General features: G+C 43.6%; 28 protein-coding genes and 1 riboswitch. Of the genes, 13 read left to right on the forward strand and 15 right to left on the reverse strand.

The features are described 5' to 3' along the window. The first annotated feature begins 68 nt into the window (after positions 1–68). The 7 genes from AC3WTF_RS10130 (at position 69) to AC3WTF_RS10160 (ending at position 3,509) form a co-directional block, all read left to right on the forward strand. The gene (locus tag AC3WTF_RS10130) at positions 69–791 is read left to right on the forward strand and encodes a gamma-glutamyl-gamma-aminobutyrate hydrolase family protein (protein WP_015239265.1); all 723 of its coding nucleotides are present in this window, start codon (positions 69–71) and stop codon (positions 789–791) included. Between the two features lie 107 nt (positions 792–898). Beyond that, the gene (locus AC3WTF_RS10135) at positions 899–1,042 is read left to right on the forward strand and encodes a hypothetical protein (RefSeq protein ID WP_157680796.1); all 144 of its coding nucleotides are present in this window, start codon (positions 899–901) and stop codon (positions 1,040–1,042) included. 149 nt (positions 1,043–1,191) lie between these two features. Continuing rightward, positions 1,192–1,437, forward strand: a complete 246-nt coding sequence (locus AC3WTF_RS10140) for a hypothetical protein (protein ID WP_007409324.1) — start codon at positions 1,192–1,194, stop codon at positions 1,435–1,437. Positions 1,438–1,454: 17 nt separating this feature from the next. Beyond that, the gene (locus tag AC3WTF_RS10145) at positions 1,455–1,823 is read left to right on the forward strand and encodes a spore coat protein (protein WP_003156070.1); all 369 of its coding nucleotides are present in this window, start codon (positions 1,455–1,457) and stop codon (positions 1,821–1,823) included. An 18-nt stretch (positions 1,824–1,841) separates the two neighbouring features. After that, complete coding sequence (locus tag AC3WTF_RS10150) at positions 1,842–2,978, forward strand: zinc-dependent alcohol dehydrogenase (RefSeq protein ID WP_032870411.1); 1,137 nt, start codon at positions 1,842–1,844, stop codon at positions 2,976–2,978. 18 nt (positions 2,979–2,996) lie between these two features. Then, on the forward strand, positions 2,997–3,194 hold the full coding sequence (locus AC3WTF_RS10155) for a hypothetical protein (protein WP_007409327.1): 198 nt from the start codon (positions 2,997–2,999) through the stop codon (positions 3,192–3,194). Between the two features lie 15 nt (positions 3,195–3,209). Beyond that, entirely contained in the window at positions 3,210–3,509 is a 300-nt protein-coding gene (locus AC3WTF_RS10160) for a spore coat protein (RefSeq protein ID WP_014417026.1), read from the forward strand. 65 nt (positions 3,510–3,574) lie between these two features. On the opposite strand, the gene pdxR (AC3WTF_RS10165) is transcribed toward AC3WTF_RS10160, so the two are convergent. Next, entirely contained in the window at positions 3,575–4,963 is a 1,389-nt protein-coding gene (pdxR, locus tag AC3WTF_RS10165; protein WP_047935360.1) for a MocR-like pyridoxine biosynthesis transcription factor PdxR, read from the reverse strand. 126 nt (positions 4,964–5,089) lie between these two features. Here pdxR (AC3WTF_RS10165) and AC3WTF_RS10170 point away from each other — a divergent pair, with 126 nt between their 5' ends. Continuing rightward, positions 5,090–5,974, forward strand: coding sequence for a DMT family transporter (locus tag AC3WTF_RS10170; RefSeq protein ID WP_007409330.1), 885 nt, complete (start codon positions 5,090–5,092; stop codon positions 5,972–5,974). Between the two features lie 77 nt (positions 5,975–6,051). On the opposite strand, the gene AC3WTF_RS10175 is transcribed toward AC3WTF_RS10170, so the two are convergent. Then, complete coding sequence (locus tag AC3WTF_RS10175; protein ID WP_007409331.1) at positions 6,052–6,630, reverse strand: TetR/AcrR family transcriptional regulator; 579 nt, start codon at positions 6,628–6,630, stop codon at positions 6,052–6,054. A 259-nt stretch (positions 6,631–6,889) separates the two neighbouring features. Here AC3WTF_RS10175 and AC3WTF_RS10180 point away from each other — a divergent pair, with 259 nt between their 5' ends. Next, on the forward strand, positions 6,890–8,080 hold the full coding sequence (locus tag AC3WTF_RS10180; protein WP_025284320.1) for an MFS transporter: 1,191 nt from the start codon (positions 6,890–6,892) through the stop codon (positions 8,078–8,080). 226 nt (positions 8,081–8,306) lie between these two features. After that, complete coding sequence (locus tag AC3WTF_RS10185; protein WP_047935356.1) at positions 8,307–8,669, forward strand: hypothetical protein; 363 nt, start codon at positions 8,307–8,309, stop codon at positions 8,667–8,669. 48 nt (positions 8,670–8,717) lie between these two features. On the opposite strand, the gene AC3WTF_RS10190 is transcribed toward AC3WTF_RS10185, so the two are convergent. After that, positions 8,718–9,338 carry an FMN-binding negative transcriptional regulator gene (locus tag AC3WTF_RS10190; RefSeq protein WP_047935354.1) on the reverse strand — a complete coding sequence of 207 codons (621 nt, stop codon included), beginning with the start codon at positions 9,336–9,338 and terminating at the stop codon, positions 8,718–8,720. A gap of 117 nt (positions 9,339–9,455) precedes the next feature. Here AC3WTF_RS10190 and pdxR (AC3WTF_RS10195) point away from each other — a divergent pair, with 117 nt between their 5' ends. Then, positions 9,456–10,838: a MocR-like pyridoxine biosynthesis transcription factor PdxR gene (pdxR, locus tag AC3WTF_RS10195; RefSeq protein WP_047935352.1), complete on the forward strand. Its 1,383-nt coding sequence runs from the start codon at positions 9,456–9,458 to the stop codon at positions 10,836–10,838. Positions 10,839–10,868: 30 nt separating this feature from the next. On the opposite strand, the gene AC3WTF_RS10200 is transcribed toward pdxR (AC3WTF_RS10195), so the two are convergent. After that, entirely contained in the window at positions 10,869–12,158 is a 1,290-nt protein-coding gene (locus tag AC3WTF_RS10200) for a Na+/H+ antiporter NhaC family protein (RefSeq protein ID WP_039062685.1), read from the reverse strand. Positions 12,159–12,381: 223 nt separating this feature from the next. Then, a complete protein-coding gene (locus AC3WTF_RS10205; protein WP_007409338.1) occupies positions 12,382–12,786 on the reverse strand; it encodes a MerR family transcriptional regulator in 405 nt (134 codons plus the stop codon). 159 nt (positions 12,787–12,945) lie between these two features. Between AC3WTF_RS10205 and AC3WTF_RS10210 the strand changes: the two genes are divergently transcribed. Further along, positions 12,946–13,995: an NAD(P)-dependent alcohol dehydrogenase gene (locus tag AC3WTF_RS10210; protein WP_007609682.1), complete on the forward strand. Its 1,050-nt coding sequence runs from the start codon at positions 12,946–12,948 to the stop codon at positions 13,993–13,995. Between the two features lie 59 nt (positions 13,996–14,054). On the opposite strand, the gene AC3WTF_RS10215 is transcribed toward AC3WTF_RS10210, so the two are convergent. The 10 genes from AC3WTF_RS10215 to AC3WTF_RS10260 all read right to left on the reverse strand — a co-directional run bounded on the left by AC3WTF_RS10215 (position 14,055) and on the right by AC3WTF_RS10260 (position 22,612). Further along, positions 14,055–15,017 (reverse strand): arsenic resistance protein, encoded by a 963-nt coding sequence (locus AC3WTF_RS10215; RefSeq protein ID WP_053104555.1) that lies wholly within the window; start codon positions 15,015–15,017, stop codon positions 14,055–14,057. 188 nt (positions 15,018–15,205) lie between these two features. Next, entirely contained in the window at positions 15,206–16,444 is a 1,239-nt protein-coding gene (locus tag AC3WTF_RS10220; RefSeq protein ID WP_020953905.1) for an HAD-IIA family hydrolase, read from the reverse strand. Positions 16,445–16,452: 8 nt separating this feature from the next. Further along, positions 16,453–17,271: a bifunctional hydroxymethylpyrimidine kinase/phosphomethylpyrimidine kinase gene (thiD, locus tag AC3WTF_RS10225; protein WP_007409544.1), complete on the reverse strand. Its 819-nt coding sequence runs from the start codon at positions 17,269–17,271 to the stop codon at positions 16,453–16,455. A 14-nt stretch (positions 17,272–17,285) separates the two neighbouring features. Further along, positions 17,286–18,044 (reverse strand): class I SAM-dependent methyltransferase, encoded by a 759-nt coding sequence (locus AC3WTF_RS10230; RefSeq protein ID WP_007409545.1) that lies wholly within the window; start codon positions 18,042–18,044, stop codon positions 17,286–17,288. Beyond that, complete coding sequence (locus tag AC3WTF_RS10235) at positions 18,041–19,051, reverse strand: thymidylate synthase (protein ID WP_032870385.1); 1,011 nt, start codon at positions 19,049–19,051, stop codon at positions 18,041–18,043. The genes AC3WTF_RS10230 and AC3WTF_RS10235 overlap by 4 nt, the downstream gene beginning before the upstream one ends. Beyond that, complete coding sequence (locus tag AC3WTF_RS10240) at positions 19,048–19,512, reverse strand: TIR domain-containing protein (protein WP_032866832.1); 465 nt, start codon at positions 19,510–19,512, stop codon at positions 19,048–19,050. Before AC3WTF_RS10240 ends, AC3WTF_RS10235 begins: the two co-directional genes overlap by 4 nt. A 77-nt stretch (positions 19,513–19,589) precedes the next feature. Further along, a riboswitch (TPP riboswitch) is annotated at positions 19,590–19,693 on the reverse strand. Between the two features lie 87 nt (positions 19,694–19,780). Next, positions 19,781–20,161, reverse strand: coding sequence for a YdeH family membrane protein (locus tag AC3WTF_RS10245; RefSeq protein ID WP_032866838.1), 381 nt, complete (start codon positions 20,159–20,161; stop codon positions 19,781–19,783). Positions 20,162–20,270: 109 nt separating this feature from the next. Continuing rightward, the gene (locus AC3WTF_RS10250; RefSeq protein ID WP_007409549.1) at positions 20,271–21,320 is read right to left on the reverse strand and encodes a Cfr family 23S rRNA (adenine(2503)-C(8))-methyltransferase; all 1,050 of its coding nucleotides are present in this window, start codon (positions 21,318–21,320) and stop codon (positions 20,271–20,273) included. 150 nt (positions 21,321–21,470) lie between these two features. After that, positions 21,471–21,674: a hypothetical protein gene (locus tag AC3WTF_RS10255; RefSeq protein ID WP_007409550.1), complete on the reverse strand. Its 204-nt coding sequence runs from the start codon at positions 21,672–21,674 to the stop codon at positions 21,471–21,473. A gap of 143 nt (positions 21,675–21,817) precedes the next feature. Further along, a complete protein-coding gene (locus AC3WTF_RS10260; RefSeq protein WP_020955390.1) occupies positions 21,818–22,612 on the reverse strand; it encodes a dihydrodipicolinate synthase family protein in 795 nt (264 codons plus the stop codon). A gap of 305 nt (positions 22,613–22,917) precedes the next feature. Here AC3WTF_RS10260 and AC3WTF_RS10265 point away from each other — a divergent pair, with 305 nt between their 5' ends. After that, the gene (locus AC3WTF_RS10265) at positions 22,918–23,550 is read left to right on the forward strand and encodes a hypothetical protein (protein ID WP_007409552.1); all 633 of its coding nucleotides are present in this window, start codon (positions 22,918–22,920) and stop codon (positions 23,548–23,550) included. Positions 23,551–23,621 lie beyond the last annotated feature (71 nt).

The following is a 23,621-nucleotide window of genomic DNA, read 5'->3' on the forward strand; positions in this document are numbered from 1 at the left end:
ATAATTTCAAACTGATTTGTACAACCTACGTTCAGATTAATTATGAGCATGGTTCAGGGGGGCGAAGAATGGCCAAACGCATTGGAATTACGGGAAACATTATGGCTGATCAATCCGGCCCTTTCCCGGGTTATAATCGGGCATATGTCAATAATGATTATATTCAGTCTGTTTCTGAGGCCGGCGGTGTGCCGTTTATATTGCCGGTGATTCAAGAGACGGCGCTTTTAAAGGAACAGGTCTCTCATGTTGACGGGATCATTCTGTCCGGCGGTCAGGATATAGACCCGCTGTTTTACGGCGAAGAACCTTTACAGGCTTTAAGAAAGACCTTTCCTGATCGGGACGCCTACGAGAAGGAGCTGATTCTCACGGCGGTTGCTTTAGAAAAGCCGATTCTGGCCATCTGCCGGGGGATGCATATGTTAAACGTCACTTACGGGGGAACTTTATATCAAGACCTGACACACGCTTCGTTTGCTGACATTAAGCATGATCAAGAAAAAGATCCGCCGCTAAAAACCCATCATGTTTCTTTTGAAAAAGGGACACGTCTCCATACCTTGTTTGGCGATTCAGCGCGGGTGAATTCATTCCATCACCAGATCATAAAAGAGACGGCGCCTTCGTTTAAAGCCTCGGCTTATGCGAAAGACGGGGCCATTGAAGCAATTGAACGGACGGGTGAATTATTTGTCGTCGGCGTGCAATGGCATCCCGAAATGCTGACAAAAAAACATGAAGACATGAAAAAGCTTTTTTCTCTTTTCATGGATGCGGTCAGCACATAAAAAAAGCAGATCATAACGATCTGCTTTTTCATTTTATTCTTCCGGTTTCTCCGGTGTTTTGCCTTGTGTCAGCTTATGGCCTTCGATATCACAATGAGTGATGCTCAATGCCGTTTTTTCTCCCTGCATCCCCCAACTATTTTACGATCATCGTACTGATCGGCATCGTGCTCAGCGGGCTCGTCTCCCGCGCGGCAAAACCGCCCGCGCATCAGAAAAATGTTCATGACACCAACAGCCATTCCATGTGAACAAGAGGAAGCGATTGTGCTTCCTCTTTTTTTGATGCACCGTCAGGCTTTTTCTCCGCTTTTTCTGATAAACAAAATTTGTAAGACTAGAGCTCTTTTCTCAGGGGAAATTAATTACGTAATTGAGAAGAGGAGGTTTAAAGATAATTATGGAAAAGCGTGAATTAGCGGCTCACGAGTCGCTGGACTTACATGAAATCATTAACTTCAAGACGCTTTGTGTCGCGAAATCCAAGCTCATGCAAGGGCTTGTGTTTGATCAGGACCTGAAAACGTTAATGGAGAAAGATGTTCAGCAAGCCTCACAAGACCTGGCTGATCTGCAGGCGGTTTATGAACGGGCAACGTTTCAGGCTCCCGTTCCTCAAAACCGGCCGACTTCGATCATCAATTGAAAGGAAGGTAAGCATCATTGAATCATGACCATTTAGATCCGATCAATTCATTACATGTCCCTGAACTTGCAGACATGACATTCGCAATGGATTTTCTCATACGCGCCAAAGAAGGCGTCAGAAATACCGCCGTCGCTTTAACAGAAACCGCTTCACCTGATGTAAGAGCTTTGCTGCGCAAACAGCTCATGCAGGGAATCGCGATGCATCAGGAGATAACAGACTTGATGGTCAGCAAAAAGTGGTTTCACCCGCATGATCTGAGCGAACAGTATAAATTGGATCAGCTCTCTGCGAAAAATACCCTCATGGTCGGAAATATGAATCTGTTTCCCGTTGAAACAAACAGAAAAGGGATGTTTGACCGCACACCTGATGAACACTAACACTGGAGGTATTACAGCATGAAGGCCGTAACGTATCAAGGAGTGAAAAACGTCGTTGTCAAAGACGTGCCTGATCCGAAGATTGAAAAACACGATGACATGATTATAAAAGTCACAAGTACGGCAATTTGCGGGTCTGATTTACATTTAATCCACGGACTCATCCCGAACTTGCAGGAAGACTACATCATCGGGCATGAACCGATGGGCATCGTGGAAGAAGTCGGCCCCGGCGTGACGAAAGTCAAAAAAGGGGACCGTGTCATTATTCCTTTTAATATCGCCTGCGGAGAATGCACTTATTGTAAAAATCACCTAGAAAGCCAATGTGACCAATCAAATGAAAACGGCGATATGGGCGCTTATTTCGGCTATTCAGGGAGTACCGGCGGCTATCCGGGCGGCCAGGCCGAATATTTACGCGTCCCTTTTGCGAACTTTACTCATTTTAAAGTCCCCGAAACATGTGAAGAACCGGATGAGAAATTGAGTGTTATTGCCGATGCGATGACAACCGGCTTTTGGAGCGTTGACAATGCCGGCGTAAAAGAAGGCGATACAGTTATCGTTCTCGGCTGCGGGCCCGTGGGCCTTTTCGCTCAAAAATTCTGCTGGTTAAAGGGAGCAAAACGCGTAATAGCCGTAGACTATGTCAACTACCGTCTCCAGCATGCGAAACGGACGAATAAAGTGGAACTCGTGAACTTCGAAGACCACGAAAATACGGGCAGCTACCTGAAGGAAATCACTAAAGGCGGCGCCGACGTGGTTATTGACGCCGTCGGCATGGACGGAAAAATGACGGACCTGGAATTCCTCGCCAGCGGATTAAAACTTCAAGGCGGAGCGATGAGCGCATTGGTCATCGCGTCCCAAGCGGTGCGAAAAGGCGGAACGATCCAGATTACGGGTGTGTACGGCGGCAGATACAACGGGTTTCCCCTTGGCGATATCATGCAGCGAAACGTCAATATCCGATCAGGACAAGCTCCCGTCATCCACTATATGCCGTATATGTTTGAACTGGTGTCTACCGGCAAAATTGATCCGGGCGATGTTGTAAGCCATGTCATTCCGCTCAGCGAAGCGAAGCACGGCTATGAGATGTTTGACACGAAAACAGATGATTGTATTAAAGTTGTACTCAAACCTTAAAGAACGGAGGCTACAGAAATGGCCAGCGCCTTACATGAATTACTCGAAATTCAGGAGATGGCTTCTTTTAAGTCACTTTGTCTGACGAAATCCAAAACCATGAAAGCGCTCGTATCCGATCCGCAGCTGAAAGAAATCATGCAGCAGGATGCGGATACATCAACAAGGCAATTGCAGGAGTTTGCCTCGATTTTATCTGATGCACAGCATGAATGAGGAGATGAATGACGAATGAATCCGATTATTGAATACTTGACGGGAATGAATGCACTGACAGACCAAATTGTCGCAATGGATTTATTGAATTCGGCAAAAAGCGGTGTCAGAAACTATGCGATGGCGGCGACGGAAGCCGGAACGCCTGAAGTGAAAGCGATCCTCACCCGGCACTTAGAAGAAGCCCTTGACATGCACGAGCAAATCTCACGCTATATGATGGAAAAAGGCTGGTATCACCCGTGGAACACAAATGAACAAGTCCGGCTCAATTTACAAAATATTGATACTGCGCTCCGCCTGCCCGTCCTATAAATCGTTTTGCTGCTGAGACTGCACCCCTGACTCAAGCTTCAGTATTTCAAACTGTGAGCTGCCTTTTACAGCGCCCAGGCGGCTCTCAGTTTTTTTATGCCTTCTTGTATATCGGTTTCAGAAACCCCCGCGAAACCGAGAGAAACTGTTTTTTCAGGGAGCTGTTTTTGATAGGTGAGAGACACGGGATAGATTTTGACGCCTTGTTCCTCCGCCTTTTCAATCAGCTCTTTTTCACTGAAAGGCAGCTGAATGTCAAGTAAAATCCGCAGTCCGGAATTTTCTCCGCGAATCCTGACGTATTGTCCCAGCTCGCGCCGCACGGCCTCTAATAATACCGCTCTTTTTTTCCGGTACAGCTTTCTCATTCTGTTAATATGTTTCTGCCACTCTCCGCTTTTGATAAATTGAGCCAGCGTCAGCTGACTGTGGCAGGAAACGGTCTGTTTATATAAAGAAGCGATTTCCCTGCCTTTTTCGATAAGCGGCAAAGGAAGAATCATATAGCTGATGCGCAGCGAAGGAAGCAGAGATTGGGAAAACGTTCCCATATAAATGACACGGTGATGCTGATCAAGCCCCTGCAATGATGGGATCGGCTGGCCGTTGTATCTGAATTCTCCGTCATAATCATCTTCTATAATGAACGATTGATGTTCCTTCGCCCATTTCAGCAGCTGAATCCTTCTGTTTACCGGCATAATCGTTCCTAACGTAAATTGATGAGAAGGTGTGACATATACAAGACGCGGCCGCTCTTCATTCAGCTTTCGGATACAGACTCCTTCATCGTCGACGGGTATCGGAATGATCTTCATGTGATTGGCTTTAAAAATCTCCCTCGCTCTCGGATAACCCGGATCTTCATATCCGATGGATAGATTTGCTTCAAATATTTTGCACAGCATTTGCAAAAGAGCAGGGTTCCCGGCGCCGACTATCACTTGTTCAGGAAGACAATTCACGCCGCGCGACTGATATAAGTACTCTGAAATGAGCGTTCTCAGTTCAAGCTCGCCCAAATCATCCCCGGGCCGATACAGCTCATGCCCGTATTGATCTAAGCTTGCAACCATACTTTTGCGCCATGCCGAAAACGGAAAATGAGCGGCATCCACAGTGCCGTAGTGAAAATCAATCCATTGGCGGTCTTCCTTCGCCTTTGTTTGAACAGGCGAAGCGCCCGGCTTTTTCACATAGACGGCGTCCGAGTCATAATCGGCAAACCATCCGCTTCTCGGCTTACTGACAATATAGCCTTCGGCGGCAAGCTGTTCATAGGCCCGCTCCACAGTCGTCTGACTGATGGAAAGCTGACTTGACAAAAGCCTTTTTGAAGGAAGCTTCAGTCCTTTAGGAAGACGGCCCTGATGCATATTTTCCTTAAAATGCCGATAAAGCTGCTGATAAAGCGGAATATTCAGATCTCTATTTAAAAATGGCGTGATATCCATTTTTACTCCCTCCAAACTGGCATTCTTCTTTTTATAAAAACTGGCCATTTGTATAAGACCAATTTCAGTTTATAGTCATTATAAACTTTGAAAATGGGTTTAGAAATATATATTGGAGTGATTGGAATGAAGAAAGCCGCAAACGGCTGGATTAACGGATTTATCGGCGTGCTCATTTTCAGCGGCTCGCTTCCTGCGACCCGCTTGGCTGTAGCGGACTTTGACCCGGTATTTCTCACCGTATGCCGCGCCGCGATAGCCGGTATATTGGCAGGCGCTCTGCTCCTCATTTTTCAGGAGAAACGCCCTGCCAAAAGCGACATCATTTCACTAATAACAGTAGCGCTCGGCGTCGTGATCGGTTTCCCGCTGCTTACAGCCTTAGCGCTTCAGCATGTCACATCCGCTCATGCCATTGTCTACATCGGGCTTCTCCCGCTTGCGACGGCGATCTTCGGCGTACTGCGAGGAGGCGAACGGCCCAGGCCGGTCTTTTGGATTTTCTCGGCTGCCGGCAGCATCCTCGTAGCCGGATATGCTCTGCTGCAAGGAGGAGAATCCTCTCCGCTCGGTGATACGTACATGATCGCTTCGATTATCGTGTGCGGTCTCGGTTATGCCGAAGGCGCCCGCCTCTCCCGGCGGCTTGGCAACTGGCAGGTGATCTCTTGGGCACTCGTTTTATCGCTTCCCCTTATGTTCATCCTGTCTTTCTGCTTCATGCCGGACTCATGGTCAAACATCGGCGCGCCCGCACTGCTCAGTCTTGCATATGTCTCAATATTCAGCATGCTGATCGGCTTCGTATTCTGGTATCGCGGACTCGCCCAGGGAGGCATCGCCGCGGTCGGGCAGCTGCAGCTTCTGCAGCCTTTCTTCGGACTGTTACTGGCCGCCATGATTCTCCATGAAAAAGCAGGATGGGAACTTGCGGCGGTGAATGCCGGCGTTATCGCTTGCGTGGCGGCCGCCCGGCAGTTCGCAAATCAATCAGAAAAGGCCGAACAATGAACTTGTTCGGCCTTTTCATTATATTCCGCCCGTAGGCAGCAGAAGTCTGTATCTCTTTCACATGATCCGGCTATTTTTCAGGCAGGCTGAACTCCCTTAAACGCACTCATCACTAGATCATGCACATAGGAATCATTCACCTCATCACCTGTAATAAGCAGACGATAGAAAATCGGTCCGTAAATGAGATCGATGCTTACGTCAATATCAAGATTCTCTCTTAATTCACCTTTTTGAATTCCCTTTTCCAGAAGGCCTTTCGCTTGGAGGCGGCGGGGCTTGAAAAATCTCGTGCGATATTCTTCCGCCAATTTTGCATCCAGCTGCCCCGCACCGATTAATTCCTTAATAACGGTTCCTTCCCGGCTCGTCAAAAACCTTGCTAAATTCGTGGCGTGGGTCAATATATCTTGCACTGTTGATCCTGTATCGGGCACAGGCAGTCTGTCCGTAGCGGTCGAAAGAAAGCTGTCCATGATAACGGCAGCCTTGTTTGACCACCATTTATAAATCGTTGCCTTACTTACTTTGGCACGCTCAGCAATTTTATCGACTGTCACCGCGTCAAAGCCATTTTCCAACAATAGATCATAGGCTGCAGAAAGAATCGCCTTATGTGTTCCTTCATCGCGCGGCCGTCCTCGTTTACTCTGCACATGAATCATTCCTTCCCGAATTATAAACGATACGTTCAGTATACTTAACCTGTATAAAAAAAGAAAACAGAAACCTATTTACAAAACTGAACGTTTAGTATATCATTTGCTTATAATGAAACTAAACGTTCAGTTTATAAAATAACTTGAGGGAAATCTTGATGAAACATAGACTCCCAAAGCCTCTGCGTAAAGGAGATGAATCAGCAAATCATTTATCAAAGCATCATAAAAACCACTTAAAAAGGAGTTCATTCATATGGCTAAAGAAAACAAACAAACAGCAGATCAGGGAATTTCACCTGGTTTAACCCTTCTTCTCGCAACGGCATGCGGTATCATTGTCGCTAATCTTTATTATGCACAGCCCTTGGCAGGATTCATTAGTGCGGCAATCGGGCTTTCTCCAAGCAGTGCCGGACTGATTGTCACGCTGACTCAAATCGGATACGTTGCCGGCTTACTGTTTCTCGTCCCTTTGGGAGACATTATCGAAAACAAAAAACTTGTCGTTGTATCGCTCCTTCTAAGCGCAGCCGCTTTGACACTGACAGCATTTGCGAAGCATGGAACACTGTTTTTAGCCGCTGCGTTTTTCATCGGACTGGGATCCATCGCAGCCCAAGTGCTAGTTCCGTTCGCATCATACCTTGCACCGGACGCCGCACGCGGCCGGGTTGTCGGCAATGTGATGAGCGGCCTGCTGCTCGGTATTATGCTTTCCCGTCCGATATCCAGTCTGGTCGCTGATATATGGGGGTGGAATGCCATATTTGCTTTATCCGCCGCGTTAAGTGTTGTCCTGGCAATCGTCTTATCAAAAGTGCTTCCTGCCAGAAAACCAACAGCAAACACAAGCTATACCGTCTTACTCGGCTCAATGTGGAAGCTGCTGCGCACGACTCCGGTCTTACGCCGCCGTGCCATTTATCATGCGTTTGTATTTGGAGCTTTCAGCTTGTTCTGGACGACTGTACCTTTATTATTGTCCGGTCCTGCTTTTCATTTTTCTCAAAAGGCAATCGCGCTGTATGCATTAGCGGGCATTGCAGGTGCAGCGGCTGCACCGATAGGCGGCCGTCTGGCTGATCGCGGCTTGACCCGGCTTGCCACCGGAATCGCTCTCGGTGTTGTCATCGTTTCTTTATTACTCCCGCTCATGATTCAAAGCAGCTCTCACGTCGGCATAGCAGTTCTGGTGGCCGCAGCTATCCTGTTGGATATGGGTGTATCTGCCAATCTCGTACTCAGTCAGCGTGCCATTTTTTCGTTGGCACCTGAATTTCGCAGCCGATTAAACGGATTATTTATGGCCATCTTCTTTCTGGGCGGTGCTATAGGATCATCAATCGGAGGATGGGCATACGCCTCAGGCGGGTGGAGTATCACATTATGGATTGGAATCGCTTTTCCGGTCATCGCATTGCTTTATTTCACCACGGAGAAATAAGCCTTTCACCAAAAATAAGCCGTCAGGACCAAGCTGACAGCTTTTTTTGGGGTGTATTCTTCTTTACATCCATCCGAACAAAAAATCCCGATTCATGAAAAGATGATATTGATTCTTTACGCCCCGCTCATATAGACGGGCGCGTGCCCGCTGCCGATTCTTTCAGCAGCGGTAAAACCATGTCATAATATGTTAAGAAATAATTGCGCCATAAGCAGGTGAACACATGAAGAAGTATTTATATAAACACCTTTTGTCAGCTCTCGTTTCGTCCGTTTGCTTTTTATTGGTCTTTTATGTGAGTTTAAAAGTGACACAGGAAGACACACCGCAGTTGTCTTCTTATCCGTTTTACCTTTTTATTTATATGTACATCGCAGCCGGATATTTGACGGTCGGCCTTGTTTTAGCTTGTATGACTGATATCTTGAAGAACCGCTGGACATTCAATAAACCGTCTACCATTCTATTGAAACTTATCGTTTACTTACTCATACCGTATGCTATTTTTCATTCTTTCTTCATTTTAATGGCGCCGTTGATTTATGTGCTGTTTGAGTCGTTATTCATCCTGAGAAAAGCTTCATAATCAGAAAAAAACATACCGGATGCTGCCGGTATGTTTTTAACATGCTTGTCAGTTGTTCGCAGTGATCCGTTTGATGTTTTCTTCCATCAAGCCGGAAATGAGCTGTTCGTTTGTATGAGGAATCTGTTTGAGCTGTTGTACGACCAGCCCTTGTCTTGCAGCTGAATGATTTTGACTCAGCTTTGCTTTCCCCTCTATTTTGCTGATTTTGATTTTAAAGCCTTTTACCCCTTTGTTCATGCCTGCCAGCAATTTCGCATCGACATCCTCTAATTTGTACGGGCTGTCGGGGCTTTCGTATTTCAATACGAGATCACTCATCGACTGCACGGTTTCTTCCTCATCCAAAAGCTCCGCCTCTCCGTAAACATGAACCGCCACATAATTCCATGTGGGAACAGCCTGATTCGTCTCATACCATTTAGGCGAGATATAACAATGAGGCCCTTGAAAAACGGCTAACACGTTTTGGCCATCAATCTCTTTCCATTGGGGGTTCGGCAATGCAAAATGACCGTATAAGCATTCGTTATCCTTATTCATCATCAATGGCAGGTGGGTTGCATACGGCATGCCTCCCGCCGTTGAAAACAATGCTGCGAAACCATACTCTTTGATGACATCGCACGCTTCAGCTTCACTCAGCTGAAATGGAGCCGGAATATACATACAAAACTCTCCTCTCTGAAATGGATTGATAAAGCGCTTTCCGCTATAATAAGATATCAACTGACATTTAAAAAGATACAGTTTCAAATAAATACACATGTCAGAGGAGAACATCTGATGAAAAATATGATTTTCGCTTTCGGAAGCGACACCCCGAAATACAAACAAATTTACGAGCAATTCAAAGCATTGATTGAGCAGGGAAATATTCAGGCAGATGAACGGCTGCCTTCGATTCGGGAGCTGGCGGATTCCCTGCGGGTAAGCCGCAATACAACGCTGATGGCTTATGATCTTCTTTTAGCGGAGGGATACATTCGCGGGGAAACACGCAAAGGTTATTTTGCAAATGAAGTAGAACCTTCTTTATTTCAAAAAGAAAACGATGTTGTCCACGCTGAGAAAACCGAATCAACTCAGCCGGTCCTGATTGATTTTCGCGCCGGAGCCGTCGATCAAAAGCATTTTCCTCTGAAAACATGGAGAAAATTATACAATCAAGTTTTGACATCAGAGAAAAGCTTCCTGTACGGTGAACCGTTCGGCGAGAGAGACCTGCGTGAACAAATTGCCGCTTATCTCTTGGAATCCCGCGGAGTGAAAACAGATGCGGATTCCATTATCATCGGCAGCAGCACGCAGCAGATGCTGATATATCTCAGCCGGATTCTGAAAGAGGATTTTTCGGGAATGATCGTTGAAGACCCGGGATTTGACGGTGCCAGAGCGGCTTTTCAATTTCACGGGCTATCTCTGGAAACGATGCCTGTCTATGAAAACGGAGCTGATTTTTCTCAATTACATGCAATGAAAGAAACATTAATCTATGTGACCCCATCCCATCACAGCCCTTACGGCGTTAGCATGTCCATTCAGCAGCGCCAAACTCTGATCAATTGGGTGAATCATAGAGAGGGTTATATTCTTGAGGATGATTATGACAGTGAATTCCGTTATACACAGCAGCCGTTTCCCGCTCTTGCTTCCATTCAATCAGACCGGGTGATTTATTTAGGGAATTTCTCAAAATCCTTTCTTCCGGGCATCCGCATAAGCTATATGGTTTTGCCGCAGCGCCTTTTGCACCGGTATAAAGAACGGTTTATTCATTTCGAAAGCACCGCTTCTTCGCTTAACCAGCTGACCATGGCTGAATTGATGAAGGCCGGTGAATGGACCCGCCATATTAAGCGCATGCGCATTGTTTACAGGCGAAAAATGCAGCACTTGATTTCACATGTAAAGCAGCAGTTCGGCGGTCATGTGACGATCATCGGCGACCAGTCGGGATTGTATATATTGGTGAGAGTTCACCTGAACTATACAGAAGAAACATTAATCGAACGCGCTTTTCAGTACGGAGTGAAGGTATATCCTACCACCGTTTATTTCGTTGCCGAAAAACCCGAACCGCCGATCATAAAGCTGGGTTTCGCCCATCTCGATACGGATCAGATCACACATGGCGTACAGCTTTTGAGAAATGCTTGGCTGTCATGAAAGAAAAAAGGCGCCGAACGGCGCCTTTTTTTATTTCGTATTTCTTGTGAATTTCGGCAGTCCAAATATGATGGCGGCGATGCCGCAGATTCCGATGAAAACGGGATAGAAAGAGTATGGCAGGATGCTGACTGGTGAAATATTCCCGAATTTCCCGGCTGATAACAGCTGCGCGCCGTAAGGAATCAATCCTTGAATCATGCACGAAAAGATATCCAGAATACTTGCCGATTTTCTGTTGTCGATGTTGAATTTATCAGCGATATTCTTTGCAATCGGCCCGGCTGCGATAATCGAGATCGTATTATTGGCCGCAGCCAGATTCGTCACGCTGACCAGTCCGGCAATGCCGGCTTCGGCTCCTTTTTTCGAACGGATTCGTTTCGTGATGAACTCCAGTAAAAAGTCGATCCCGCCGTTTTGTTTCATCACGCCGACCATCCCGCCGATCAGCATGGACAGGATGATCAGATCGCTCATTCCGGCAATTCCATCCGTAATCGCCTTAAAATAAGAGTCAAGCGTCAGGCTGCCGCCCGCTAATCCGATGATTCCCGTCAAAACCAATCCGCCGAATATGACAGCCATCACATTAATACCGATTAACGCAAAAACCAACACGGCGACATAAGGAAGCACCTTAATCCAGTTGTAAGATTCAGCACCCGTATGGCCGGCGTGGCCTGCCGGAATAAAAAATAAGATAATAACAGTCACAATGGCAGCAGGCAAAACAATCAGAAAGTTCGTTTTGAATTTATCCATCATTTGTGTTTTTTGCGTCCGGACTGACGCGATGGTCGTATCAGAAATAAAAGAAAGATTATCTCCGAACATAGCTCCGCCGACCACAGCCGCCATCGTAATCGCGCCGGAGATGCCAAGCTCTCCGCTCAAACCCGCGCTGATCGGCGCAACCGCCGCAATCGTGCCCATTGATGTTCCCATCGATATAGAAATAAAACAAGCAATGATAAACAGCCCCGGCAGCAAAAACTGCTGCGGAATAACGCTCAAAGCAAGATTGACAGTTGAATGCACCGCCCCCATCGCTTCAGCCGCTGAAGCAAAGGCACCTGCCAATATAAAAATCATAACCATAATGATAATATCAGGATGTCCCGCACCGGAAGCGAACCATTCTATTTTTTGATTGAGCGATTTCTTCCGGTTAAATAACAGCGCAAAAGCTGACGCAATGATCGCGGCAATCAAGATCGGCAATTTATAAAAATCTCCGGTCACCAGACCAGAGCCGACAAAAAGCCCTACGAATAAGACTAAAGGCAATAACGCCCAAGGGTTCTTTTTATTGTTCATCTGGGTAAACCACCTCTTTTCAGCATTAAAGTCGCTAATCACAGTCTAAGCAACATTTCACACTTTAAAAGTCTGCAGTAAAAAAGTCAAGCTGAAAAAAGGATAAATAATGATTGATAAGATAGAAAAAGCTGTTTTGTTTCCACTCTTTAGAAAATAAAAAAACCAAGGCTCGTTTCCCTTGGTACATTTCATGCGGCCCCGCGTCCGGGACAACTTCTCTTCATTCAGAAATACATTCAGCTTTCAATCTGTTTTTAAGTTTCGCTTCATTTTCAAGGATATCTTCGTAATCCTCAATCTTCCTGTTTAATCGTTTTATGGTTTCATCAATTTCCCTCTGTTTCTCCGTCAGCCTTTTCCTTTCATTTATCAGGATGTTTTTTCGGGGTTCGATCGTATGATCGGCTCCTTCAATAAATAAAGCGGTATATTCAATCAGCGCCTCAATCGACAGCCCGGCACTTCTCATGCATTTTATAAATTGAATCCAATTCACATCATCTTCGTCATAATCGCGGATGCCGCTTTCATCGCGTTTTACCGGAGGAATCAGTCCTATACTTTCATAATACCTAAGCGTTGCGGCTGATAACTCAACCTGCTTTGCAGCCTGCGCAATCTTCATATTTTTACCACCCGTCCTTCATACCTTTCATAAGCGTGCCATTATAGAATATCATTTCATAAAAAAATAAACCAAACTCCTTGACTTAAAGTCCGCTTTAACATTTAAAGTAAAATCGAACAGAGGATTCATCACTTTATCTTGGAAAGGAAGATAACCATGTGCAATAATCATCCGACTCGTGTATTAAGCGCTCCGCATGCAAAAGCTAAATTTGAGCGGACAACGATTGAGAGAAGAGCATTACGGCCGCACGATATCCTGATTGATATTAAGTACAGCGGGATTTGTCACTCAGACATCCACAGTGCATTCGATGAATGGGGCGGCGGAATCTTTCCGATGGTTCCCGGACACGAAATTGCCGGAGTTGTGGAAGCCGTGGGTGAAGAAGTCACCACATTTGCCGTCGGAGACCGTGTGGGTGTCGGCTGTTTTGTAGACTCCTGCGGAGAATGTGAATACTGCCTTAACGGAGACGAACAATATTGCACAAAAGGCGTTGTTCAGACTTATAATAACCTGGACTACGACGGAAACCCTACGTACGGCGGCTACAGCCAGAAAATAGTTGTCACTGACAGATTCGTTGTCCGGATTCCGGATCAGCTGGATTTGGATGCTGCCAGCCCGCTATTGTGCGCGGGCATTACCACCTATTCTCCGCTGAAACACTGGAATGCCGGCCCCGGCAAAAAAGTGGCGATTGTCGGAATGGGCGGGCTCGGACATTTAGCCGTTCAATTCGCGCACGCTTTAGGCGCAGAGGTCACCGTCCTCAGCCGCTCAATGAACAAAAAAGACGAAGCGCTTGAATTTGGAGCCGATCATTACTTTGCAACAAGCGATCCGGATACATTTACTGAGCTGGCCGGACGATTTGATCTTATTTTAAATACAGTATCCGCGAACCTTGACGTAGATGCCTACTTATCCCTGCTTCGCATTGACGGTACATTGGTAAATGTGGGAGCGCCCGCTAAGCCGGACTCATACAGTGTGTTCTCCTTAATCACGGGCCGCCGCAGCATTGCGGGTTCACTCGTCGGCGGTATTCCGCAGACTCAGGAGATGCTTGATTTCGCCGCCGAGCACGGCATTGCTCCTAAAATTGAAGTGATACCGGCCAATCAAGTTGACGAAGCGTACGAACGGGTTCTCCAAAGCGATGTCCGCTACCGTTTCGTCATTGATATTTCAACTTTATAATCGACATAAAAAAACATACCAATATTTGTTGGTATGTTTTTTTCAGTTCAAATTATTTTTTATTTCAGCAGCCATCCGGGCACCGCTTTTATATAAACCAATTCGCCTATCAATTCAACAATCGTCTGTGTGACGATAACAGCGGCGGCTAATGAGGCCCAAGCATCCGGCAGAGCCAGCGCTAACGGAAGGACTGCGAGAGAATTTCTTGTGCCCGTGCTGAAGATCAATGCTCTTCCTTCACCTGTATCCAGACGGAACGCATATGCAATAAACCGGGAGACAAACGGCATAATGAGCAGGAATAACAGATAGATCGGAATCACACGTATAATGATGCCAGCATCACTGATGACCTTGCCGATTTGTGTGGCGACGACCGCCAATAAGACCAGAGCCATAAAAGGAACAGGCAGCCACGCCGTCCATTCCAACACCTTTTCTCCCGCCGGCTTCTTATCAGCCCATAATTGAGTCATCACCGCCGCCAGCAGCGGCACTGCTATTAACAATAAGAATGCTTCCAGAAACGGCCCCGCATGAACAGCCCCTATCACTTCTTTCCCGATAAACAGCCACAGGTATAACGGAAGCAATACCATCTGAACGGCGAACAAAACCGGCGTGGAAGCCAGTATTAATCTCTCATTTCCTTTGCCGAGCTGAGTAAAGACGATGACGTAATCAATACAAGGTGTAAGCAATACCAAACAAACCCCTGATAATATAGGAGGAGATTGAGGAAAAATGGCGGTTAACACCCATACAACGACAGGTACAGCTAAGAAATTACCGATCAGTAAAGCCGCCATAAACTTGAGGTTTGACATGGCTTCCCTCAGCTTCAAGAATGGGATTTGGGCAAACATGGCATACATGAGAACAGCGATAAGCGGTGATATCGTCCATCCCCAGCGAAGTCCTGAATCTTTCCCGGCGATCCCCGCTATTCCGCCGATTACAAGAGTCACACCATATATCCAAATTTGCTGTTTTTCTAATGTCTCTCTGGTTATTTTCATTGGCTGACACCTCTTCTCCGCCCATTATACCTTCTTTTCTGCCGCTCTTGCATTATGGTTCTGCCGGAATTAAAAAACACCAAGGGTCTGTGACACTTGGTGTTTTTGGAACGCGGCCGAGAAAAACAGGTTGAAAACCGTTAATCCTTGTAAATAACCCCCAAAAAGTATTTTTGACATACTGTTCCTTATCGAATAAAAGCATTCTCTTTCATTTCCAAAGCATCATCCAGCCATCTCGGGTGCATCGGCAAGAGATGTTCAGGTAATTCATGGATATCAAAATATCTGATTTCCATAGCTTCCTCTGTGGACTTTTTCAAAGTGCCGCCGATGACGTCACATTGAAAACAATTGGTAATAAAATGGCTGACTCTGCCGTCAGGGTATATAAAGGTTTGTGAACTCGGATCAGAATAAACGCCTATCATTTTAGAGACTTTCACCACTAATCCAGTTTCCTCTTCTATTTCTCTTATAATTGCTTGTTCAACTGTTTCACCAGGTTCCACATGTCCTGAAGGAATGCCCCATAAACCATTATCAGCACGCTTCATTAATAAAACGGAACTTGATTCTTTAATTATAATTCCAGCGACTCCGGCTTTCACTTGTTCTGTCCATTGGAAATCCGGTTTTTTACGTACTTCTGCCTTTATTTCATTATCGAACAAGTCTTTCAGATCGCGGATCACAACATCCGGATTTCTAAAATCATGTTTTGCAGGAAATAAAGTATTTTGTTCAGAAACTAATACGGAAGTTATGCCTATTTGGTTTGCTCCGACAATATCTGTTTCAGGCGTATCCCCAATCATAACGCATCTCTCTTTATCTTCAAAAGACTCGAGTACTTTTTCAAATATTGAAGACGCCGGTTTTCCAATTATAATCGGCTCTTTAGCAGCTGCTGTTTTAACAGCCGCGACTATAGCGCCTGTCGCGGGAGCTGGTCCGTTAGCGGCAGGAAATGTTTTATCCCCGTTTGCAGCGATAAATGAAGCCCCGCAGCGGATGAGGTTTACTGCCTTATGCACATCCTGAAATGTAATATTTTGATCCCATCCAATGACAACAGCCTCCGCCTGATCTTCCGTAAGATCAATACCGGCCTTTTGAATTTCACTTTTAAGTTGGTCATTTCCCAATATATATGCCTTCTTTATTCCTTCACTGACAAGGTAATCAGCTGTTGCCCACCCCGCAGTAAACACTTCATCAATACTTGCTGAAATCCCCAGTTTATGAAGGCGTTTCACAATCGTTTCTCTTGTAACACAAGGATCATTCGTTAAAAAGCGAATGGCTTTCTTTTCTTCACGGAGTCGTTTTAAAGAAGCCACAGCTCCTGGTAAAGCTTTATCTCCTATATATATCACTCCGTCTAAATCAAATAAAAATACATCATAATTCTTGGAGATCATCATAACACTCCTTAAGCGGTTGTCTCTTGGTTAATAGTTGAGCGATACGCAAAATGATTTGTAGGGCCTTGTCCTTTCCCGATTCCTAAGGGATGTTTAATGGCTGCTGAAATGAATTCCTTTCCAGTTGCCACTGATTCCGGTATGCTGTGCTGCTTTGCCAGCTCTGCAGTTATCACAGCTGAAAACGTACAGCCTGTTCCATGAGTATGCTTTGTATCAAAGCGGGGAGAAACAAATTCCTCGAAGTCCTCGTCAAAGTACAAAATATCACGGGCTTCTCCGTTCAGGTGCCCCCCTTTTACGACAGCACTTTTTGCCCCGTATACCTCCACTATTTCTTTCGCCGCATCACGCATCTGCTGTACAGTCTCGATTGATTTGCCGATGATTACTTCCGCTTCCGGAATGTTCGGTGTAATAACAGTTGTTTGGGGTATTAATAATTTCTTCAAATAATCAATGGCGTCCTTATGGAGCAGATGATGTCCGCTTTTAGCAATCATAACCGGATCCATCACATACGATTGAATATTTGCGTCTTTTAACTTTTCTGCCAGCAATTCAATAATTCCTATACTTGCAAGCATACCGGTTTTGACAGCATCCGGTTTTATATCATCCATGACACAGTCTATTTGCTGAGATATATTCTGAAGAGACATCTCCTCAAAACTTTTCACACCAAGTGTATTTTGTGCAACAACTGATGTAATAACTGCCATTCCATATACCTTTTGTTCCTGAAATGTTTTTAAATCCGCGTGAATTCCCGCCCCTCCGGAAGGATCAGTCCCAGCAATCGAAAGCGCTTTATAAATATCCGTCAACTTACACTCCTCCTTCAGGCAGGTTTCACTGCTTTAAAAATGACAAAAGGCGGATATTCCTTTTCACATTTCCAATTATTAAATTGAAACTCTTTCTCTATGGCTTTTACATGCTCTTGGTCAATATCGTTTAACGTTGGTTCTGATAAAGTTACATTTTCAAAACCTGCATGAGTTAATAGTTTATAATACATTGACTTCGGCCAATGAAAATCATTTAAAATTAAATCTGCTTGTCCGGGAACATGGAGCCATTCATTTCTTTCTTCTCCGTAAGAATATTCTTTCCCCGGTATTCCATTGCGGAAGGTTGAAAATTCAATTCCGGTTGAATCAGGATTCGTATCGAGTATGACAAATGAAGCTCCTGGTTTTAACACACGAAAAATTTCATCTATGATACCTTTGATACGCTGGTCACTATCCGTATTAATAAAAACATAACAGGCCATTGCAGCATCAACTGAGTGATCTGGTAAGAAGGAAAGATTATCGTGTTCAATTAAATGATAGTCCACATGAGGATGTTGTCTTTTTGCCTTTGCTATATCTAACATCTTCCTTGATTCATCGACTGCGATCACATTGCAGCCTATTCTGTCAGCCAGCCTATAAGCTACCTTTCCTGGACCGCATCCGAAATCGAGCACCTTTTTAATCTCCGCTTTATCAAAAGTACGAAAAACAAACTCAAAACCTAACGTTTGTTCTAAAACGTCATTATAAGCATCGAATTTACCAGCAACACTGTCTTCTTTCCATGAAGTTTTCATTGAATTTCCTCCTTTTGCTCAGTTGAGAAATAATGAAACCACTTATTCCTGACGAAAAATTGATATATAGGAAGTAAACTTTGAAATAGAGAATGATCCATATCCCGTTTATATGCAATATGCTGGTATATACTGAAAAGGAAAAGAATCTGTTTCCAGTAATCAGGTAAATCAAGCATTTCAATATCGTTTTTAGTCATAGAAATTTGATCTTTCCTAAGTAATTCTTCGTACTTTAAGACTGTTTCAATGGACGGCCAGTTATTTCCCTCAGGCATTTTCGGAAATTCAAATTCCGGAATATCATGGTGATTTTCAGCTTCTTCAAGCACCGTTTTCGCCCATTCATGATCTGAATCATAAATATGGATTGATCCCGCATTATGAAAATATTCTCCGACTTCTACACGCAGTTCTCTGGCCATTAATTCCTGCATGAAGGTAAATGAGAAAAGATCACTGATCATCCCGCGAAAAGCATCATTTGCACGCATGACAGAAGACATGTATAATTCGCCTTCCCTCACAAAAAACTGCAAACCGATTGTGCAGGAAACATCTATATTTTCTAAAACGAAGAGTTCCGAAGCATCGAATATTTGAATAAATGCCCTTTTTGAATCAATATCTTCTTGTGTCAAAAGATTTTTTATTCTATTCCATTGATTTAGTTTTGCATTTCCGAATTCAAATATTTTAGGCCCGTACGCAGTGCCTGTTAATGTTTTTTTATTCATTGAGTATGAAGGCATTTTTTTATTGTAATAACTGATAAAATCTAAGTCGTTACTCCCCGATAAATACCATAGCACTTCAGCAAAATTAAACACGATATTGGTTTTTCTTGAGGATAAATAAGTGACACGTTCTATTGGATTTTCCAGAGTCAGATGGTAGTTCAATTGTTCTCTGCTTTTTTGTCCGCGCGGTGAATTGAAAAATTCAGGGTTGTGATAGATGTCATACAGCGTTTCCGTATATGCTTCATGAAAAGTTCTCTTTCTCATTGAGATTCCGCCTTATATGCTGCAAAGGTATTTTTAATGTTCTCTAATAAATCATCTGTATCTTTATAGCTGATGTACTCAACATCCGCCACTGCATGTAACCCTTGAATTAAGAAAGCATAATCCTTGTCCTTTTCTAGAAATAGCACGATCTTTTTTTTCAAGGCGGAAGCCCATCCAATTTCTATATGTGTTCCAGGAGAAGCGGGTGATCCGGGAAATGCTGCAAAAAGGTCGCAAGTACTTATTTCATCAAAATCAATTTTAGTGCATTGAAGGGGTGTCATGAAATCTTTCCCCCACCCTTCCCGCTTGTGAGCATTATGAACCAGCCATCCTTCATTCTCAAAAAAGGAAATTAATGATTCCAGCTTTCCCCTCTCATACGCACTCATCAATCCAGTTTTCTCATCTACTAAACTTTTAAAAGGCCCTGCCAGAAAAACTTTTTTAGTCGCCACTTCATATCACCCTTTCAAAATAAATAAAGCCACTTTCCTCTATGGAAAGTGGCTTAAATATAGATAAGATAAAGAATCTCTCTAATTTTTCACTTCCCTACGCTGGTATTAACCAAATCAGGTTCAAAGGGTCAGGACGTATTGTCTCTTCTCAGCTATTAAAGCTCCCCTAGTGACTTTTTATAAATATTTACTTTAATTCTATGCTATTCCATATAAATAGTCAAACAATGACTTTCCCTTCAATATTGCAGCTTACCCACTAGTTTTAAAACCTTCCGGCCTCTTTTTTCCTGCCAACGAATAAGGTCACGGCAACACTCGCTGAACTGACCAAAGTCCCCAGTACGGCAGCAAGAATTGTCAAAAAGCCATTGGGGATCAGAAATCCAATCGGAATGAGCCCCGCAAACGTGAGGACGATAAAACATTGATAGACTCCGGATATGATTCTCACAACCAAACTGCCAAAAAAGGACATGACGAATGGAGGAATGAACAAACATAAGATGATTCCGAGTGAGATCAATAAAATCATAGGCTCGTCAAAAGAAATGACACGATCGCCGGGAGACTCTTCAGCAGCCGCGAATACAGCAAATATAGACATTATCAGTGTAAGAAAAACAAGAAAAAACCTTTTCAGCAACGTTATGACTCCTTTTTTTATAAAAACGGGTATCTTTTTTTCAATCACAATAACCATTTTATGTTATCAAATGAAATAATATGAAGTCAAACCGAGTTCTGCACCTGATTTATTGGTTCTTATTTTTTTGATAATTTCCATATAATTGTCCGCAAGCAGCATCTATATCAATGCCAAATTGACTTCTGACGGTCACGTTAATTCCTGCTGACTTTAATTTTTTATAGAAGTTTACAACTTGTTTCTCATTTACTTCTTCAAATCTCATAGGTGAACTAACAGTCGGGTTATATCTAATGATGTTTACATGGAACAAGTTCCCTCTCTTATATCTGCTTCTTAAAAGATTTACTACTTCATTCGCATGATCAATAGAATCATTAACTCCCGGCAGCATAATATAAGCAATATAAACTTTTCTTGAGGTCACACGTATATGCTCATCTAATGTGTCCATTACCTCCAATAACGGGTAGCGTTCATTAATCGGCATTAACTTGCTTCGCTGTTCATTAAAAGGAGAATGTAATGAAAACGTCAGGTTGACCTGCGGATAATCCTGAGTGATTTTTTTAATGCCCGGAATAATACCTATGGTCGAAATAGATAACCTGCGAGGGCTTAAAGCAAACAACTTCGGATTTGTAAGCACATGTAAAGCATCAAAAACTTGTACATTCGCTAATGCTTCTCCCATTCCCATAAAAGAAATACTGTCAATTGAATGTCCTTTTAAGTGAAAGTACAAAATTTGGTCAGTCATTTCATCTGACGTTAAATTGCGTTTTAAACCAATATCTCCTGTTGCACAAAATTTACAGCCAAAATGACAGCCGCACTGCGAGGATATACAAAATGACTCCCAACCGGCTTTATATTTCATATTAACCGTTTCTATTTTTTCGTCTCCTGAAATTTCAAATAAGACTTTTGTAACTTGCTCAGAATGCTGCACTTTTAAAGGAGCAATATTTAAAATTGACTCTCCGAACTCCTCTATTAACAATTTTCTCAAGGATTTAGGAAGAACCGTTATTTCATTGAAATGATTTATTCTCCCTTGGAATACAGCATTTTTGATTTGATTCATTCTAAAATCAGGAAATTTATTTTGCTTCAGGAACTCTTGAATTCTTATATACTTGTTTTTTTGTTGCATGTTTTCTCATCCTTCCATAATACTCTTGTTTGTTTGAGTAAATAGAAGGGAGTGATCATCTAACCTTTTTTTAAAATCAGGCACAAAAAAACACCGACACAATTATCGGTGTTACGCTTAAATAACATCATGCACAAATAAACAAGGACATTATGTCATTGGATTATCGTTTATTTGACATAGAGAAAAAGCACCGATAACTGTTTTTGTATGGTGATTTGGCTTAAAAAAGGACAGACTGCTCCCTTTGTCCGCCAAAATGTTTCCAATTTTTGCATTTTTACCATACAAAATTCCATAAATCGTTATCATCGCTTTCACCTCTTTCTTGTCAATATTAGCAATAATCACCATATCATAAGGTTTCCCTTATGTAAAGCTAAACAAATGCTTACGCCCCCGCTAATGACAGTATTATATAACTTGCTTATTAAGCCTAATCCAAGTACAGAAAGCGCGCTGATCACATTTTTCACTTATCCGCGACGGAACATTTCTTATATAATGGGTGACCGGCAGCTGCCTGCTTGAATCCCAATCTTCCTATAGTGATTTTTTATATTCATGACAGTATGATGATTTGTCACTTCAGCAATCAGATCGTTTATTCGATCCAGATTAATCGGTTTATTTTCTGATAAGCTGCTGAAGCTTTCTCTGATTTCTTCAGGATAGACATTTCCGGCCATGCTTGACAGGCCGTTACACCCGTTACTCAGCATCTTCGGAAATTCAACATCTCCTGCCGCAAACAAAATAAAGTGATCAGGGAACTCTGTTTGTTTATGACGCAGAACGTCTCCTCCTTCTTTCAGCCCCCTTATCCCGGGATGCCGGCTTATTAAGTCTTTAAGCGCTTTCTCACTCAGATTAAAACCGGTCCGGCCGGGGTTATTATAAAGCACAGCCTCTTTAGAGGTATGACTGAGAAGTTCGTCAACGTAATAAACGGCTTGCTGCTGTGTCGGTCTTATATAAGGAGGAAAACCAATCAGTACAGAATCAATATTGGTTTTCTCGATGTGTTTCATCAGTTTGACAGCATCACTGGTTCTTACGGCTGAAACACCGAACATCAGTTCAACATCTTCAAATTTTCGCTGATTAACATACTCAATGATCTGAAGACGCTCATCTATGCTGAGTGAATGCTGTTCACCAGTCGTACCGCATATGAGTAACGAATGGATACCGCTGTTTTTCAAATGTTCGACAATAGCATCAAATCCTTCTACATATAAACTTTCATCTTCATGAAAAGGCGTAGGGATAGCAACATTAAAATTTCGCATGAGAATGTCCTCCAAGTACATATTCTTGAATATCTGCAGAGTATCATATAACACTGTCTGACATTTAAAAAGGTACAGTTTCAGATAACTCAACATGTCAGATGTAAAGGCCGACACACAAAAAAAGCAGGCAAAGAGAGCCTGCTTCATTGCTTCGGCCATAATTGTTTTATCCAATTGGTTTTGGAAGGCTAAAATATTCAGACTCATCAACATTTGATGGATAATTTAGGCACATGCCCTTATCAAAAACAATCTGGGTGCATATCCTGCTCCTAAAAGTCATTCATAAAGGGAGTTTAGATATGTATTATTATTATCCGTATTATGTATATGATTACAGACAGCAGCCTGATTTAAGCCAGGCAAATCATAAAATGCGAAGCCATTTATCTGCGATTCAACAAATTCCAATACACTCATCCTCCTTTCAACAATCAATGGCTGCGGTAGTGAAACACTTGCAGGCTGTCAGCAGAGCACTCGCTCTGGGATGCGGTATGAGTTCAGAATTCAGATTTCTTCCAGACACTTGGGGATTACGAGAACTTCATACTGTACACGCGAAATATCTTACTCCGTTGAGCTATCACGTTTATTCCGCTTTAGGCGCAGCAGAGCTTCTCGCCGCCGGACAAGGCCGGGCTCCTCATTTTCCTCTTATGGTTGGCTGCATGAATTCAATACTTCGTCTATGGTCAAACTTCCCCGCAGCGATAGCAGACCTGAGAAGAGCAGCCGGTCACCAATACGCGTCATCTGTAGACGAGGCGGAAAATCTCCTAAGACCAATGGTTCCAGCCACACAACAGGCATTATCCATCAGTCAATCTGCAGTGAGTCCGGCTATTTGGCAGGCTTCCTTACGTGCCGCGCAGTTAGCTCGGGAAGTACGTCAGAATGTTGCACAATCAATGAGTCAGGGATCTTCTTATTAATTAAGCCAAAAGATTTTTTCGGCTTTACACAGTCACATAACCGGACTTATTCAACACAAAAAAAGAGCAGT

This window comes from Bacillus sp. EB106-06-01-XG163, from assembly GCF_058791615.1.